Origin of the sequence: Lysobacter spongiicola DSM 21749 (genome assembly GCF_900167055.1) — a bacterium.
Taxonomy (GTDB): domain Bacteria; phylum Pseudomonadota; class Gammaproteobacteria; order Xanthomonadales; family Xanthomonadaceae; genus Novilysobacter; species Novilysobacter spongiicola.
Window position 1 is genome coordinate 858,549 of sequence record NZ_FUXP01000001.1, and the last position, 16,805, is coordinate 875,353.

Genomic DNA, 16,805 nt, shown 5'->3' on the forward strand with positions numbered 1-16,805 from the left:
CTTCAGCCGCGACCGGCCACCACCGACCTCTACGGAGCCCCGGCAGAAGCGTGAGGCGCCTGCCTCCTAAGCGCTTCATACAACTGCGCCGGCCCGAGCAAAATATCCCGCAGCCCATCGCGCACCCGCTCCGATCCCAGCGCCTGACTGCTCATGGTCGAGTGCGCCTCGAACGCATCCATGATCGCGTTCATCAGCGCATCCTTGAGGTCCGGGGAGTTCGCAAACTGCTCCTTGCTGTTGCTCATTGCCTGTTCGACCAGTGTCTGGTTCTCCAGCAGCTTTCCCTTCAGTACGCCGTTGACGTACAGCAGCTGGTCATCGTCGGTCAGCTGTCCCTCGAACAGTCCATTGACCTTCTCGATGATCTCGGCGAGGTACGCCTGCTGTTTCTCCTGCACCCGGCCGCTGCCCACCGCATCCAACGGAGGCAACTTGTACGTGCCGTCTGCGTTGAGGCTGAGCGGCTGCTTGCCCCCACTGCGCAGCGTGTGATGGGTCAGCACCACCTTCGAGAGATCGACAGTGTCGCGTTCGCGGCCGAACTCCAGCAGCGGCAACAGGCGTGTGTAGAACAGGGACCGCTTCTCGATATCGGTGTTGCCGTAGTCGAACATCTGCGACAGGAAGGCATACAGCCGGTTGAACGACGCCATGTCGCCCTTGAACAGGATCAGCGCCTCCAGTTCATCCTTCGCCGCTTTTTCCGACTCGCCGTCGTCGGCCCCGATAGCCGCCACGCGGGCCTGCTGCAATGCCTTGTAACGCTTGAGCAGACGGTCGGCAACAGGATGGATGGCGGCCACCAGCTGGGCCTGTGTCGCCCGCGGGTCCATCTCCACCTTCGCCAGCCGCTCCACCTCGAAGTCATCGTAGTGGCCGGCGGCGTCGAGCTTGGCCCGCAGGTCGAAGATGAGGTTGGGGTCCGTGGTGGCTTCCAGTTCGGCCGTCTCGTAGTACGTCTTGAACGCTTTCAGCACGTCACCGGCGTCGTTGACGAAGTCCAGCACGTAGGTGCTCTTCTTCCCGGGGTGGGCGCGGTTGAGGCGCGAAAGCGTCTGCACCGCCTGGATGCCGCCGAGCTTCTTGTCCACGTACATGCCGCACAGCAGCGGCTGGTCAAAGCCGGTCTGGAACTTGTTCGCCACCAGCAGCAGGTGGAACTCCGGCTGCGCGAAGGCCTCGCGGATGTCGCGGTTCTTCAGGCCGGGGTTGAGCAGCTTGCTGGTCTCGGTAACCGGCTCCGGGAAGCTCTCGGGATCACTCACCTCACCGGAGAAAGCCACCAGCACGCCCAGCGGATAGTCCCGCCGTTCGATGTACTCACGGATGGCCTTCTGCCAGCGCACCGCTTCCTGCCGGGATGACACCACCACCATCGCCTTGGCCTTTCCGTCCAGCAGCGGCTGCACGTTCTCGCGGTAGTGCTCCACCACGATCTGCACCTTGGCCGCGATGTTGTACGGGTGCAGGCGGACCCACTGCATGATTCCCTTCATCGCGGTGCTGCGCTCGACCTGCGTGTGGTCGATCTCCTTGCCATCGTGGACAAGGCGGAAGGCCAGGTCGTACGGCGTGTAGTTGAGCAACACATCGAGGATGAATGCCTCCTCGATTGCCTGCCGCATCGAGTACACGTGGAACGGCTGCGGCAAGCCGTCCGCTCCGGTACGGCCGAACAATTCCAGCGTTTTGCCCTTGGGCGTGGCGGTGAAGGCGATATAGGTCAGCCCTGACTCGGCACTGCGCGCGCCCATCTGCGCGGCCAGCAGCGCCTCGGTGTCGATCTCGCCGCCGTCCTGCAGCTCCGCCCATTCCTGCGGGCTCAGCAGCTGCTTGAGTTTGGCCGCCGCCTGCCCGGTCTGCGAGCTGTGGGCCTCGTCGGCAATCACCGCGAAACGCTTGCCCTCGGTGGCCGCCAGCTCCTGCACCGCCTGCAGCGCGAAGGGGAACGTCTGGATGGTGCAGACGATGATCTTCTTGCCATCCTTCAGCGCCTGCCCCAGCTGCGCGCTCTTGCTGCCGCTCTCGCCGGTGATGGTGGCCACCACGCCGGTGGTGCGCTCAAAGTCGAAGATCGCCTCCTGCAGCTGGCTGTCCAGCACGTTGCGGTCAGACACCACCAGCACGCTGTCGAACACTTTCTTGTTGTCGCGGTGCAGGTCAGCGAGGAAGTGCGCCGTCCATGCGATCGAGTTGGTCTTGCCCGAGCCGGCCGAGTGCTGGATGAGGTAGCGCTGCCCAGCGCCGTGCTCGTGCACGTCGGCCACCAGCTTCCGCGTGGCATCCAGCTGGTGGTAGCGCGGGAAGATCACCGCCTGCAGCTGCTTCTTGTCGTCGCGCTTGCCGATCAGGTAGCGGCCGAGGATTTCCAGCCAGCTGTCGCGCTCCCACACCTCTTCCCACAGGTAGCGAGTGGCAAATCCGGCCGGGTCCGGCGCATTGCCCGCCCCGCCGGCGTTGCCACGGTTGAACGGCAGGAAGCGCGTGTGCTCGCCAGCCAGCCGCGTGGTCATCATCACCTCCGCCTGGCTGACCGCGAAATGCACCAGCGCGCCGCCCGGGAACGCCAGCAGCGGTTCGCGCTGCCTGCCCTTGGGGTGAGGGTGCCGGTCGAACCGATACTGATCCACTGCGTCACCCACGCTCTGGGTGAAGTCCGATTTCAGTTCCGCGGTCGCCACCGCAATGCCGTTGACGAACAAGACCAGGTCCAGGCAATCATTGGGGCGGTTGGGCGAGTGCTTGACCTGCCGCACCACCCGCAGGCGGTTGGCGGCATAGTGCTGCTGGGTCACCGGGTTCATCCCCAGCGCTGGCTTGAACTGCACCAGCGACAGCGGCTGCTTGAGCCCCAGCATCTCCACGCCCCGGCGCAGCACGTCGAGCGTGCCGCGATCGTCCAGGTTCTTGCGGATGCGGTCGGCCAGGCGCTCGCCCAGCTGAGGCCCGTGAGTCTTCAGCAGCCGTTGCCAGCTGTCCGGTTGGGTGGCCTCGACCCACGCCAGCAGATCCGGCAGGAACACCCCGTGCTTACGGTCGTAGTGGGCCGCGTCGCCCTCTGCGTACAGCCAGCCATGGGCGGCGAGGTGCGCGCAGATCTCGCGCTCGAAGTGGTGCTCCTGGTGCAGGTTCATACGTTCCCCATCAGCTCGGGGCGATGCTCTCGCAACCACCGCTTGGTGTGTGCCAACAGTTTCGCCGCCTCGTCCAGGCATGCGATCAGTGTAGGCCCGGATACCGGATCGCCCTCGTAATCGGAGATGTTGCGCTGGCGACGCAAAGCGTCGAGCACGACAACGTCATCCTTCGGCACTCCCATGGTGTGCGTCAGGCACTGGATCGCCGTCTGATGATGACCCGGCTGGCTGGTGGACGTGCGATACCCGTTGGCCCACAAGCCCAACATGGCGCACTGCATCACGCACTTGTAGGCGACATCGAAGCGGCTATCCGGGCTGATCGCCTCGACCTGCGCATCGGCAAGGTTGCGTTCCGCCGCCGCCAACAACTTCCCTATTGCCGCTGCGTCAGCGGAGTGGGCCTGCAGTTGTCGGATTGCCAACAAGTTCTGCAACGTCATCCTTGTTCCCCTTTACGAAGAGTTTCGGGTTATCCAGCAGCCCGCGGGCAAAGGCATCCCCAGAAGCTGCCCGCGCTTGAAAGTCGGCCACCGGATACAGCACCGGATTGATGTCCCGCCGCAGGGCCTGCTGGATAGGGTTCAAAGCCTTGACGAGTTCGACGAAACCAAGATCCCCAAGCACCAGCAAATCGATATCGCTGCCTTCGCCCTCGGTGCCCTGCGCGAGCGAGCCGAACACCCAGGCAACATGGATGCCTGCATCCAGTGGCGCCAGTGCCTCCTGCAATGCCGGCACCACTCCATGCGTCTTGCGGAAGATCGCCGCCAGGTCATTGAACAGCAGGCTGTCCCGGTTGGCCCGGTAATGCACCTGGTTGCCCTGTTCGGTGCGTTGGAGCAATCCCGATTCGGTGAGCTTGTCGAGCTCCCGTCCAAGAGTGCCCGGGTGACTGCCAGTCAGGCGGGCGAGCTCTCGCAGGTGGAAACTGGTGTCCGGGCGCAGCAACAGCACGGCAAGCACGCGTTGGCGGGTGATGCCGAAAAGAAGATCCATCAACTGGCGGGTGTTGCTCATATGGCTACGAATGTTGCCTATAAAGCAACATGTCCGCAACACCCGACATCGCAAGTACCTGCCATTGGAGCTCGCAGGCATCGGCTCAAGTACTAAGCGTAATGCTCACGCCGGTGACAGTTGGGACACAGCGCAATCGCATTGGCTACGGTGTCCTCGCCTCCATCCGCGAGTCGTATCCTGTGATGAACCTCGAGATACGGACTGTGATCTGTCCTGCGGAAAAAGGGAGCAGACGCAAAACAGCTCTCGCATTTTCCTGCGGCACGAAGCAAGACCTCCGCGATCACGTCTGCGTTTCTGACGAAGGCTACAGTTGCGACGCTTATCTTCCGGGGGAGCTTCGGCGCGAGCATGAGGCGCTGTCTGCGCTGCGCCGGCGTATCAGTAAGGGCAGCCTGCAGTCGTCGATCGAGCTGCTCTTGAAGAGCCTCGGAACCTTCAGGATCGATCGGCGGTGCCACCACAATTTCCAGAAAGAAGGATCCATCGGATCTTTGGACGGCGGTCCTGCTCCGCCCTTCCCAGCCCTGGACGGTAAGGTCGGCGTAGGCCGTGTGCACAGGCAGCATGGAGAAGCGCTTCGCGGGTCGCGGCGGCTTGCCGCGCTCGATATCAAAGCGCCGATGCGCGGCAGACGTCAGGGAGTAGGTCGTACCTTCGCGTTCGACTCCCAGGACCTTGAAGACGCCATAGACACGATCCCGGACGATCACAACCACAACCTTGATCGGCGTCTTATCGGGATGATGATAGTCATACGCGGACCCCGTGGGCTGCGTGTAGGTGTAATCCTCCACAGTACCGCCAGTAGCGAGTAGCTTCTTGACGCTCTCACTGGAGTGTCGAAGCAACATGATGTCTTCCGGCGGAACGTCAAGCTCCCTCGCTACGAGTTCTGCCAATGACGTGCAGCCTGTGTGCTTCATGTCTCTGCCACCGCCGTTTTACGCTCGCCGAGCGTCCGGCCGTTGCCATCCTTCCACTCAATCCAACCGTTCGCGGTGCGTCCCGTCACGCATGCGGCCGCACCGCTGGGCGATTGAAACAGGTGATCCCGTGCAAAGCGGATGCGGTCGCCTTCAATGACCAGTACACCTTGCTCGACCAGCTGCTCGCGCACTCGGTGATAGCCGTGGTTCTGGAACGAGGGCACGGTCTCGAGACGACCACTTGACCCAGCCAACACCACGAACCCTTCCTCGGTATAGAGGCCTCTCGCGTCCGCGTCCGAGGCACGGCACACGAAGACCTCGTCGCCTCGCTGCACAACCTCAGCGCGCGCCAAAGGCTCGAACACCGGGAAGCCCAGCGTGGCCAGCAGCGTGCGCACGGTGGCGTGTATCTCGCTGCAGTCGGCTTCCATCGGCGCAGGGGTATAGGGGCGGCCACCGGCGTTGCCGTTGTCCATCACGTAGCGCCCAGCCGACTGCGCCTGCTGGATGGACAGCCACTCCAGGTAGCTCGCATGGGTATTGGTAAGGCTGTTGGTCAGCGACACCGCGATGAGGGCGCGGTTCCAGAAATCTTTGCCCGAGTTGTGCTGCGACAGGCGGGTCTTGAGCGAGCCGGTCTGGCCGATATAGCAGCGCTGGGCGCCGCCGTCCTCATCCTCGCCGAACAGGAAGTACACGCCGACCTGTTCGGCCTCCGGCATCTTCAGGAAGTCGCTCAGCAGACTGCGCGGCACCTCGATGACGCGGACGATGCGCGTGGTGATCTCGGCGATGCGGATGCCCTGCGGGTCGCCGGCGGGGAGGAAGATCTGTATGGTTTGCGGATGGGGCATGGGCGTTCCCTGCGGTCAGTCGTGCGCGTCGTGGCCGCGCATGTGGATGGCGTGCCTGCCGGTGAACCAGCGGCCGGTGACGCGGCTTCGGCGGTATTCACCCAGATAGCCGGTGCGGCGATCAAACACCTCGACGCGCCATGAGCGGTCGCCCAGCGGCGGCAGGCGGGCTTCGAGCGCGCGCAGGTCGGACAGCCAGTGGTCCAACCGCTCCGTGACCAGCACAGCGCGGCGCTGTTCCGGGATCAGGTGCACCAACGGATTCCCCGACGGCTCGGCGGTGGGTGGGCCGTGATGGATAGACAGGTGCAGCGGATCGCTGCCGCCGTAGAACGGGTCGTGGTGGTGGACCTGACCGCGCCGGGCGAAGCTGCGCCACCAGTCCTCGTCCGGCCAGCGAGAATGCCGGGCGAGCCAGGTAGGCGAGGGGCCGCCGCCGATCAAGGCGGACTGCGGCAACTCGTAGCCCACACCCAGCGGCAACCAGGACCACGCGGCGTAGTAGTCGATGAGGTCATCGGCGCCCCACACCCGTTGCACGAGCGCCAGCACGGGTGAATCGCCCACCGGCTGGCCGGCGGCGTACCACCACGCAAGGCCGCGGCCAACATCGGCCCACCCCAGCAGGCTGGACAGCGTGTAGTGCAGCGCGCCCCAATGGGCGCAGGCCTGTTCGAGTGGTCCGGTTGTCGGCCGCGGGATCGCGCTTTCAAGCCTGGGGTCGGCCAGTGCGCGGAACACTGCGAGGACATCGCGGAGCCAAGGATCGGTCACGCCGCCTCCGCCTCCACTGCACCGCGCACGTCAATCTGGCCGGTGACGGCAGCAGCGATCAGGGCGGTTCGGCGCTCCCGCAACAAACTCGCCGACCGCTTCGCTTCTGCCCCAAGCCGATCAATCCTTGCGCATTCTGCGACCACGAAGTCACAGACGGCCCCTTGCTCAGAAAGCGGCGGCACAGCAATTTGAATCCCATTCAGCGTGCCGATGTTGATCACGTCCATCGTCCCGCCACGACTGAGCAGCGAGAATTGCTCGAACACAATGTTGCTACGGAGGACCGTAACCAAGAACTCAGCCAGGACATGCGACCTCGAACGTAAACGAATGAGGCGAGGATTGATCACGCCGGGATGAATCCCTTCTGGAACGATGGCGACTTTTCCGAATGTCCCAACGCAGCTGATCAAGATATCGCCTGGTGTGACGGCATACTGCTGAAGCTCTGAGTACTTCTCACTGCCGATGAAATAATCGCCCAGCGTGAAATCTGCAGGAATTACCTGCTCCTGCCCGTAGACGCGATAGCCACTAGCGCAGTACATGTCTTTCGTGAGTGCTGATCCGAACGGACCAGCCTTGGCGCTCGCGATCACCTTCTTCAACGGCCTCACCTCCCAATGCGCCGGCACCCTGCCCAGCCACGGGGTGCCGGATTCCATCATGGGGGCGTTGGCGTCGAGGCCGCGGGTGACGGCGCGGGAGATGGTGGCCTGGCGCTTTTCGGCCAGCAGTGCCAGCAGCTTTTCCTGCTCGGCGATCAGTGCGTCGATCTTGGCGGTTTCGCGGTCGAGAAAACTTGCTATCGCATGTTGCTCTCCGAACGAAGGAGTCCACAGGGGGATGCGAGCAAGATCAGAAGCGTTGATCGCTGGATAGCTGACCCCAGTAGATCGCGCGATGACCTGGTGAACGAATGCTTCGCATTGAAGTCCGTACTTTAAATACCCGGAGTACTGGCCCGATTTTGGGCGCACCACCGCAAAACCTGTGGAGGCGATGAGGTTCGGCGCTGGCGAAACCACCGGGGCAATCGCCTTGAGATACGTTCGAACTGTCGATACCAGCACGTCACCATCGCGAACAATACGCCGTGCCCGCGACGGTGCATTGGAAAACGTCAGGGCTTCGCTGCGTTCAATCCCTCCGGTGAGGCTCACGCTTCCGATATCGACGTACTCGATCTCTAGCTCCGCGTCGGTGGATTCCGGGAGCGTCTCATCGTTCAACGTTGCCAGCATGCTGATCGGGGTGGCCGCCCAGTGGGATGGGATATCTCCTATCCATTCAACACCACTGTCCTTGTACTCCGGATACCTCGGCAGACTCATTCCGCCAGCTCCCCCAGCATCCGCATGATGTTGCCGGCCACCTGCTTCAGCTCGGCGTCGATCTCCTCCAGCGCGCGCGGCGGCTCGAACACGTAGAAGTGGCGGTTGAACGGGATCTCGTAGCCAACCTTGGTCTTGCCCTCGTCGATCCACGCATCCGGCGCGTGCGGCAGCACCTCGCGCTCGAAGTACGCCTTGATGTCCTCGCCCAGCGGCACGTTCTCGGTATCGCGCAGGCTGCTGTCGGGCTGCGGCTGGCCCTTCTGCTTACCCTTCTCGAACTTGACGACGTTGCCGGCCTCGTCGCGCAGCGGGCGCTCGACGGTGATGGTGGTGTAGCCGAAGGCTTCGTTGTCGAAAATGCGGGAGATCGGCACGCGTTTCAGCTTGCCGCCCTCGGGCGCCACCGGCGGGCTGTCGGTGCCAGTGACGATGCGCTGCTCCACCTCGCGGCCGTCAGCATCCAGCAGGGTGACGCGCTCGGCCTCGGTGAAGTCGCCAAACAGCCGGGTGACGAGGGCAATGTCGTCCTCGCCCATCTCCTTGCGCTTGCTGCCCAGGCTCTTGCGCATCTTGCGCCAGAAGTCGCTGGCGTCGATCAGCTGCACCTGCCCGCGGCGGTCCTCGGGCTTCTTGTTGCTGACGATCCACACGTAGGTGGCGATACCGGTGTTGTAGAACATGTCGGTCGGCAGGCCGATGATGGCCTCGACCAGGTCGCTCTCCAGCAGGTAGCGGCGGATCTCGCTCTCGCCGCTGCCGGCGCCACCCGTAAACAGCGGCGAGCCGTTGAGCACGATGCCGAAGCGGCTGCCGCCCTCCCCGTTGACCACCGGCGCCATCTTCGACACCAGGTGCAGCAGGAACAGCATCGAGCCGTCTGACACGCGCGGCAGGCCGGGGCCGAAGCGGCCATCGAAGCCCTTCTGCTCGTGCTCGTCGCGCACGGCCTTCTGCACCTTCTTCCACTCCACGCCGAACGGCGGGTTGGACAGCATGTAGTCGAACTTGCGGTGGGTGAAGCCGTCCTCGCTGAGCGTGTTGCCAGGCACGATGTTGTCCACGTCCTGCCCGCGGATCAGCATATCGGCCTTGCAGATGGCGTAGGACTCGTCGTTGAGCTCCTGCCCGTACAGGGTGAGCCGCGCTGCCGGGTTGTGCTCCATAAGGTGCTCGGCGGCCACCGACAACATGCCGCCTGTGCCGGCCGTTGGATCGTAGATGGTGCGCACCACGGCGCTGCCGGGCGTCAGCACGTCGTCATCCTCGATGAAGATCAGGTTGACCATCAGCCGGATGACTTCACGCGGGGTGAAGTGCTCGCCGGCGGTCTCGTTGGACAGCTCGGCGAACTTGCGGATCAGCTCCTCGAACACGTGCCCCATCTGCGCGTTGTCCACGCGGTCCGGGTGCAGGTCGATGTTGGCGAACTTCTCGGTGACCAGGTACAGCAGCTTGTCCTTGGCCAGCCGCTCGACTTGGGTGTAGAAGTCGAACCGCTCAAAGATGTCTCGCGCCTCCGGCGAGAAGCCCTGCACGTAGGCGTAGAGGTTCTGGCGGATGTGGTCCTGATCGCCCAGCAGCTTGGGCAGGTCCATCGGCGAAGTGTTGTAGAAGCGCGCGTCGCCGACCATGCGTCGCAGGAACGGGTCGGGGTTGATGCCGGCGTCAGTCTTCTTCTTGAACTCGGCGAGCACCTTGTCCTTGTTGGGCGCCAGTACGCAATCCAGGCGGCGCAGCACCGTGAACGGCAGGATGAAGCGGCCGTACTCGTGCGGTTTGTAGTTGCCACGCAGGAGGTCGGCAACCGACCAGATGAAGCTGGAGAGGGAGGTTTGGTTCATGGGCCCCGGGGTGATCTGGCAGACATGCTTCACGTCAGATCATACGAGGTAACTCCACCCCGTTACCCGGTCCGCCAGTCGTCCCCCGGCATGATCCGCCCGCATGAAGCTGTCAAACATCGTCGACCTCGACGTCCTGCGAATCGAGCCTATGAGGGCATTAGGCAAATTACAGAGCAGGGCTAACTTCTCTAATTCACGTCAAACCAGCCTTGCCGCCCCCGTGTTGTCAGCCTCCGGGCTCGTTAACGACAGAACGGGCCGGGTCCCGGCATCCGCAGTACTGGCTGATCACGGCACTTCCTGCCGCAACCAGCCCGCACACCTGCCCTAAAAAGCTATGTGATGCAAGCGAAAACTCCTATACAGTTTTCGCCGCCCACCGTGCTCGGCGGGCAACAGGGGGAAATTGATGAATCCACGATTCGCGGCCAGCTGGCCGCGCATGGCTTGCTGCGGGCTGTTGTTTCTCGGGTTCGCTGGCATCGCTGCCGCACAGGGCGGCAAGCCGACCGTGCATTTCGCAGGCATCGCCTATACGGGCGCTGCTGACCAGGCCGGCACGAGGGCTCCTTACACCCAGGCTGCGATTTCCTCCCGAGGGGATCTCGCACTCAACGCACAGCTTCTGCAGGCGCTCTCCGACCGTCCTCCTGCCAACTTCATGGTGGAAGCCGGCACTCTCGCAAGCCTCGACGGCACCGGCAGTGCCGTAGCAATGGCTGTCGCCATCGACCGTGAAACGGTGGTGGTCGAACCGCTCGCCGGCCAGTACAAGCTGTTGTTTGAACTGGCCGGGCAAGCGCTCTTCTTTGACTTCGAGGAGCGCCAGGTACTCTTTTCATACCCGCTCACACTGCAGCGGATAGAGCTGCTACCCGAGCCTCCCAGCGAGGCCCGGAAGCAGCAGATCGCCCACGACATTCTGTTCGACGGGCGCGCCTCGGGCTTGCCGTTGGCACTGGCGGAGGAACTCGCCGGCCTGACGCTGCCTTCCGCTTCGGCCCGGCGCTTGCAGATCACGAGCGTCCACCTGCCGGACGCACTGGCACAGCGTCTTCCAGCCAGCGTCGATGGCGACCTCATCGGTCACGAGTTCAGCAAGATCCTCGCCGCAAGGCTTCGATTGCCGCTGTTGCCATACCAGTCCGGCCAGGCAATTGCCGGTGCGATGTCGGCCCGGTTCGCGGACGGCTCGGTCTACAACCTCTCGATACCCGACGCCGACTACACCATTGCACTTGAAATCAGCGACTTCCGCGAGAAGACGCTCAAGCAGACGCCCGCCTTCCGGCAGCAGCTCTACGGCGCCTTCTTCGATGTCCGGGTGGAGGAGCCGCTGTCGGCGCAGGTCTTTTTCGACCAGCCACTGCGACAGGGCGCCACCAAGACCATTCCGGCCTCGCAGGACCGGGTGGACACCGGCGCCGCCTACTACGAAACCTTGCTTGCCGGCCTGTCTTCCCTGGCGGTGGCTTCGGCGGGGGAAAACAACGACTGGGCCCGCGAGCAGCCCGGCGGCCGCCTGTTCAACAAGCAACTGAAATCACTGAAGGAGTTGATCGACCAATGCAGATGACATTTCGCCTGCGCATCGCGGTATGCGTGCTGGCTGCCCTATGCGCGTTACCCGCCCTTGCACAGGTGGTAAGCAGCAAGGGGATGGCCACCGTGTCCTACAGCGGCCGGCTGAGCCCGGATGAGCGGCAGGAGGCAATGCGCCGGGCCACGCTCTCCGCGCTCGAATCGCATGTTGCTGAAACATGGGTGGCCAAGGCCAAGGTATTTGCGAGCCGTAGGGAGGAGTTCGGGGCCCGGCTCGACCAGTTCGTCCTGGGCTCGACCGTTCTCAATGAATCGGAAGACAAGAAGGCGAACACCTACACGGTGGTGGTCAGGGCCGAGGTCAATGCGACGCTTCTCCGGGCCGAGCTTGACGCCGGTTCCGCCACCGCCACTGCATCCATGGGCGATCGCTCACTCGTCACTGCGTTGTTCGTGGCGCGCATGCAGGACAGCGTCCAGACCTTCCGGGCGCGCGATTATCACCGCGCTGACGTGAAAGCCTCCGGCGATGCCAGCGGCAGCTTCAGTGAACGCACCCGCGAAGGCGAAAGCATCGGCGGCGGCAGCATCGGCACCTCGGGGTCGATCACGCAACAGGCTTCGAGCAACGCGAGCAGCTCCGTGACAACGGAAACCGGTGGCAGCGTCACCCAGCGCGCCGACAACGTCGCCTGGAAGGTCACGAACGCGGGCGAGATCAACACGGCAATGACCGGGGTATTCAGCGGCGCTGGCTACGAAATGGTCGAAGCCGAATACGTCGAAGCCGAAAGTGGTGGCCAGTTGAGCGTCGAGCGGGTACGGAGTGACTTCAGTGCCGGCGACGACCTGTCACCGGAGGTGCTGCGATCCACCGTTGCCGGCGTTCGTACTGCCGGCATTCCCTACCTGGCCTTCGGCACGCTGGATGTCGGCATGCGTGACACCGACCCGGTCAGTGGGAACGTCCGCGTGTACGTGACGGTGACTGGAAAGGTCCTGGATGTGCGCGGCCGCTTCCCCCGGACCATCTCATCGGTGGGGCCTGTGCAATTCGCAGGGCTCGGCCGCAGCGAAATGGAAGCCCGTACCAACGCCTTGAGCATTGCCGCTGAAAGAACAGCACAGACCATGGTGGATGAGTTGAACGTCCGCGCGGTGCACTAACTGCCACATCCAACTACGAAGGAGATCCACATGAAGAAGATTGCCACCGCGCTCACCGTGATCCTGGCTGCGTCCGCCTCCCTGCCCGCCCACGCACAGCTGGGCAAGTTGTTCGGCAAGAATGCCGACCCGGCCCAGGCGGCTGCCGCACCCAGCGCGGATTCGCTCATCGTCAGTTTCAGCCAGTCGCAGGCGCTGCTGATCAACGCGCAGAGCACCCTCGGCGAGGCACTGGGACTGAAGGATCAATTGGCCGAAGCGCAGGCGACCCAGCAGGCGATGGCGTCGGGCCAACTGGACCATGACGCAATGAAGAAGACCCGCGAGTACTCGGAAGCCATGCAGGCAGCGATCGACCAGGCAATGGAGGACCAGCCGGAGCTGTCTGTCGAGGCGCGTGCAAAGTTTACCGAAGGGCTCGTCGGCTACCTGGCCGCACTTGCGGGTGCCCGCCACCTGGTGGGCGAAGCGTCCGCCTTCACCAGTTCGGCCACCTCCAATCCCTTGATGCTGATCGGCCAGGCACGCAGCGCCCTGTACGTGGGCAAGGAGATCCCGGGCTACGTCAAGAACCTAGGCACCACGACCCGCTCGCTCCTTGCATATGCGAAGCGCAACAACATCGAGGCGCCCGAGAACGCCACCGCCGCCCTCGACGGGCTCTGACCCATGCGCCGGCTGATCATCGCCAGCACGACCGCGCTGATGCTGACTGTGACATCCGCGTGTCAGCAGCAGGAAGAACCAGATGCGCCTGATGGAGCAGTGCCTGCGGAAACCGCTGCACCAACCTTCCGTGACAACCCCGATTTCGGGGGCGTGGAAGCGGTCACCGTCGAGGCGGAGGGGGTCGGCCCCACACCGAACATCGCCGCATTGCGTGGCCTCGACCAGGCGATTGCGCAGGTCAATGGACGCCGTGTTTCATCCTCATCCGCGGCGCTATCGGCGGGGGTGGACATCCGCGTGGACGGCCTTGGCTCACTGGGCGTGGATTCCGACGCCTACGCCGACGTCGTGGTCTCTTCCTCCGATGGGGCGGTCCGCAGTTTCTCCGTTGTCTCGAGCGAGGAAATCGAGCGGGTCGACTACGAGCGGGAATTCAATGCCGCTGCGAGCCTTGGCGGCTGGTTCGGCGACAAACTCGAGGTGAGTGAAACGGAGCGCGGCATGAGCCGCTACTGGAAGGTGCGGGTCAAGGCGGAGGTCGCGAAGTTCGTGGGCCCGAAGGACGACGGCCGTCCATCGATCGCGATCACTGCTCCCCGGGTCGGTTCGGCCCGGTACCAGGTGGGTGACGGACACATCGACGCGTCATCCGTCGCCGCCGAGATCCGTGGGCGGCTGTCCGATGCCCTGACCCAGACGGACCGGTTCCAGGTACTGGATCGTGAGTTTGGCGATGAACTGCAGGATGAAGTGGACTTCATCAATTCAGGCAACGCCCGTAAAGAAGAAGTCGCTCGACTTGGTCAGCGGTTGGCTACGGATCTCATCCTTGTGCCCACGATCGAACGCTTCGCCTATCCACGCTCCAGTCGCAAACTGCGTATGTCTGACCGGGAGCTGGTGTCTTATGCGGGTGGTGGGCGGATTTCGTTGCGCCTGATCAATGCGACAACCGGTGAAGTGGTGCTGTCGGAAACGTTCTCGCACGAGTTGCCTGCAACGGGCGCGAGTACTCTGCCCAGGAGCATTGACGGCGTCGGTTTGGCAACAGAGATGATGAGCTCCCTGTCTGGTCAGATGACCAAAACCATCGTCGCCGAGATCTTCCCGGTGTCGGTGATCGCACTGATGGGCGACCAGGTGGTGCTCAGCCAGGGAGGCCAGAGCTTGGCGGTTGGCGAACGGTATGAAGCCGTAGTTCTGGGGCAGGAGCTGTCGGATCCGCAAACCGGCCGGTCCTTGGGCCGCATGGAAATCCCGTGTTGCGTGATCATGGTGGACCGGGTCGCTGGTCAAACGTCCTACGGCACCATCGAAGGAAACGTACCTGCGAGTCTCTCGAGCTTCAGCCCTGGCATGGTCGAGCTGCGTGGCTTGGCGAAGGCTGCAACTTCTGCCCCCGAGTCTCCACCGGCAGTAGCTGATGCGGCCGCTGCGCCCATGCGGAGAGCCAGTTCCTCGCCGGTGGCCCAACCCACAGTGCCGGCTGCTCAGGAAGACAGCGACTGGTAGTCGCAGCGGATTCACTTTGTACTTGCCCCGCCAGGTTGGCGGGGCGTTCTTCCTTAAGGGCGGGTAGTCGCGAGCTACCTGCGGAGTACCTTCCCCAGCAGCTACGCCCGCATATCCCGCCGGTGCAGCCAGGCAGAAGGCATGGGCTTCGTCCCTCCCGATCGGATCACCAGGTCGATATCACTGCTGGCGGTGTCTCTGTGCTTGGCGCCCGCTCCGTAGATATGTGTCGCGTTGATCTCGCAGGCCAGTGATTCGGGCGCCCCCATGTAGCGGCTCGGCCAACCCGACCGCTTCTTGAACGCCTGCCGCAGCTACCGGAACACGCATTGCTGCCAGATGCCCTGCTACGGTCTCCGCACTCCCGGAGCCCCCCATGTCCACCCTGCCCCCCGCACCCCCCACGCCCCCGCGGCCGCCATCCCGCTGGCCTGCATTCGTCGCCATCGCCGCCATCGTGGCCGTGCTCGCCACTGCCTTCGCGTGGGCCGCCGGCTGGATTGGGACGCGCCTGACGGCCCCGCGCCTGGTCGACGATATCGAGGTCGGCGGGCTGAATCCCGGCTTCCGTCGCGCGCACAGCAAGGGGGTCTGCGTCGCGGGCTATTTCGAGCCGACCGCGCAGGCCCGGGCGCTGTCGCGCGCCAGCGTCTTCAGCCAGCCGCGCACGCGGGTCCAGGGGCGGATGTCGATTGGCGGTGGCGATCCGCACGGAGCGGAGGCGCAGGCGCGCGTGCGCAGCATGGCGCTGGTGCTCACGGCCGACGATGGGCAGGAGTGGCGGATGGCGATGAACAGCTTCCCGTTCTTCGCGGTGTCCTCGCTGGAGGGTTTCCACCACCAGATGCTGGCATCGCGCCCCGATCCGGCCACGGGCAAGCCGGACCCGGAGAAGATGGCGGCGTTCCTGGCCGAGCATCCGGAGGCCGCGCGGTTCCAGGCCTGGGCGAAGTCGGCGCCATGGTCGAGCAGCTGGGCCAACACCACCTACAACGGCATCAACGCGTTCCGCTTCGAGGATGCCGACGGTGGATCACGTTTCGTGCGCTGGTCGATGGAGCCGCAGGCGCCGTTCGAACCACTGGGCGAAGTGGAGCGCCAGCAGGCCGAACCCGATTACCTCGCCAGTGATCTCGAGACGCGGCTGCAGGACGGGCCCCTGCGGTGGGACATGGTCGTGACCGAGGCGGGCCCGGGCGATCCGGTGGCCGACCCCTCACAGCCGTGGCCCGAGGATCGCCCGCGCCACGTGGTCGGGGTGGTGGTGCTCGAAAACAGCCAGTCGCAGGAGACGGGGCCATGCCGGGACGTGAACTACGACCCGACCATCGTGCCGGAAGGCATCGCCCTGTCGGATGATCCGATCCTGGCCGCACGCGCTGCCGCCTACGCAGTGTCGTTCAACCGTCGCGAACGCGAGACCGCACAGGGCCTGACACCCCCGAAGCCCACCGACACCGCGCCGGAGGCCCAGCCATGAACCGCCACGGTCACTTCGATGGTCTCGCGCGGCTGCTGCATTGGGGGATGGCCGTGCTGATCCTGGCGATGCTCTTCATCGGTGTCGGGATGGTCGCGTCGGTGACGCTACGCCCGGTGCTGGTCGATCTGCACCGCCCGCTGGGTGCGTTGATCCTGGTGCTGGCGGTGATCCGGCTGGCCAACCGCTGGCGCAGTCCGCCCCCGCCACTGCCGGCGGACATGCCCCGGCTGCAGGCTTTCGCCGCCAAGGCTTCGCACTGGGTGCTGTACGGACTGATGTTCGCGATGCCGCTGCTGGGCTGGACGATGCTTTCGGCAGGCGGTTATCCGGTGCAGATGGTCGGTGCGCTGCAATTGCCGGCCCTGGTGCCGCATGATCCCACCCTCTACGCGTGGCTCCGCGGCGCCCATGGCCTGCTCGGCTACACCCTGTTCGCGGTGATCCTGCTGCACCTCGCGGCGGCGCTGTACCACGCCTGGGTGCGCCGCGATGGCGTGTTCGAGGCGATGGCACGCAAACAGTAGA

At 64.2% G+C, this 16,805-nt stretch carries 14 protein-coding genes; 6 read left to right on the forward strand and 8 right to left on the reverse strand.

Annotated features, from left to right (window positions below):
- Positions 1-29: 29 nt before the first annotated feature.
- The 8 genes from B5D37_RS04025 to B5D37_RS04060 all read right to left on the reverse strand — a co-directional run bounded on the left by B5D37_RS04025 (position 30) and on the right by B5D37_RS04060 (position 9,904).
- On the reverse strand, positions 30-3,137 hold the full coding sequence (locus B5D37_RS04025) for a type I restriction endonuclease subunit R (protein WP_078757369.1): 3,108 nt from the start codon (positions 3,135-3,137) through the stop codon (positions 30-32).
- A complete protein-coding gene (locus tag B5D37_RS04030) occupies positions 3,134-3,583 on the reverse strand; it encodes a DNA-binding protein (protein WP_078757370.1) in 450 nt (149 codons plus the stop codon). The genes B5D37_RS04025 and B5D37_RS04030 overlap by 4 nt, the downstream gene beginning before the upstream one ends.
- Positions 3,531-4,160, reverse strand: coding sequence for a nucleotidyltransferase domain-containing protein (locus B5D37_RS04035; RefSeq protein ID WP_078757371.1), 630 nt, complete (start codon positions 4,158-4,160; stop codon positions 3,531-3,533). Before B5D37_RS04035 ends, B5D37_RS04030 begins: the two co-directional genes overlap by 53 nt.
- A gap of 92 nt (positions 4,161-4,252) precedes the next feature.
- Complete coding sequence (locus tag B5D37_RS14610; protein ID WP_234987687.1) at positions 4,253-5,065, reverse strand: HNH endonuclease; 813 nt, start codon at positions 5,063-5,065, stop codon at positions 4,253-4,255.
- 20 nt (positions 5,066-5,085) lie between these two features.
- Positions 5,086-5,949 (reverse strand): GIY-YIG nuclease family protein, encoded by an 864-nt coding sequence (locus B5D37_RS04045; protein WP_078757372.1) that lies wholly within the window; start codon positions 5,947-5,949, stop codon positions 5,086-5,088.
- 15 nt (positions 5,950-5,964) lie between these two features.
- Positions 5,965-6,723 carry a hypothetical protein gene (locus B5D37_RS04050; protein ID WP_078757373.1) on the reverse strand — a complete coding sequence of 253 codons (759 nt, stop codon included), beginning with the start codon at positions 6,721-6,723 and terminating at the stop codon, positions 5,965-5,967.
- Positions 6,720-8,060 carry a restriction endonuclease subunit S gene (locus tag B5D37_RS04055; protein WP_078757374.1) on the reverse strand — a complete coding sequence of 447 codons (1,341 nt, stop codon included), beginning with the start codon at positions 8,058-8,060 and terminating at the stop codon, positions 6,720-6,722. The genes B5D37_RS04050 and B5D37_RS04055 overlap by 4 nt, the downstream gene beginning before the upstream one ends.
- A complete protein-coding gene (locus B5D37_RS04060; protein ID WP_078757375.1) occupies positions 8,057-9,904 on the reverse strand; it encodes a type I restriction-modification system subunit M in 1,848 nt (615 codons plus the stop codon). The genes B5D37_RS04055 and B5D37_RS04060 overlap by 4 nt, the downstream gene beginning before the upstream one ends.
- A gap of 412 nt (positions 9,905-10,316) precedes the next feature.
- Here B5D37_RS04060 and B5D37_RS04065 point away from each other — a divergent pair, with 412 nt between their 5' ends.
- From B5D37_RS04065 to B5D37_RS04090, 6 genes are all read left to right on the forward strand, one after another.
- Positions 10,317-11,483 carry a hypothetical protein gene (locus tag B5D37_RS04065; protein WP_143814113.1) on the forward strand — a complete coding sequence of 389 codons (1,167 nt, stop codon included), beginning with the start codon at positions 10,317-10,319 and terminating at the stop codon, positions 11,481-11,483.
- Positions 11,474-12,616 carry a hypothetical protein gene (locus B5D37_RS04070; RefSeq protein ID WP_234987688.1) on the forward strand — a complete coding sequence of 381 codons (1,143 nt, stop codon included), beginning with the start codon at positions 11,474-11,476 and terminating at the stop codon, positions 12,614-12,616. The genes B5D37_RS04065 and B5D37_RS04070 overlap by 10 nt, the downstream gene beginning before the upstream one ends.
- A gap of 30 nt (positions 12,617-12,646) precedes the next feature.
- Positions 12,647-13,282, forward strand: coding sequence for a hypothetical protein (locus B5D37_RS04075; protein ID WP_078757377.1), 636 nt, complete (start codon positions 12,647-12,649; stop codon positions 13,280-13,282).
- Positions 13,283-13,285: 3 nt separating this feature from the next.
- Positions 13,286-14,797: a CsgG/HfaB family protein gene (locus tag B5D37_RS04080; RefSeq protein ID WP_078757378.1), complete on the forward strand. Its 1,512-nt coding sequence runs from the start codon at positions 13,286-13,288 to the stop codon at positions 14,795-14,797.
- A gap of 376 nt (positions 14,798-15,173) precedes the next feature.
- Positions 15,174-16,277, forward strand: coding sequence for a catalase family peroxidase (locus B5D37_RS04085; protein ID WP_078757379.1), 1,104 nt, complete (start codon positions 15,174-15,176; stop codon positions 16,275-16,277).
- Positions 16,274-16,804, forward strand: coding sequence for a cytochrome b (locus tag B5D37_RS04090; RefSeq protein WP_078757380.1), 531 nt, complete (start codon positions 16,274-16,276; stop codon positions 16,802-16,804). The genes B5D37_RS04085 and B5D37_RS04090 overlap by 4 nt, the downstream gene beginning before the upstream one ends.
- Position 16,805 lies beyond the last annotated feature (1 nt).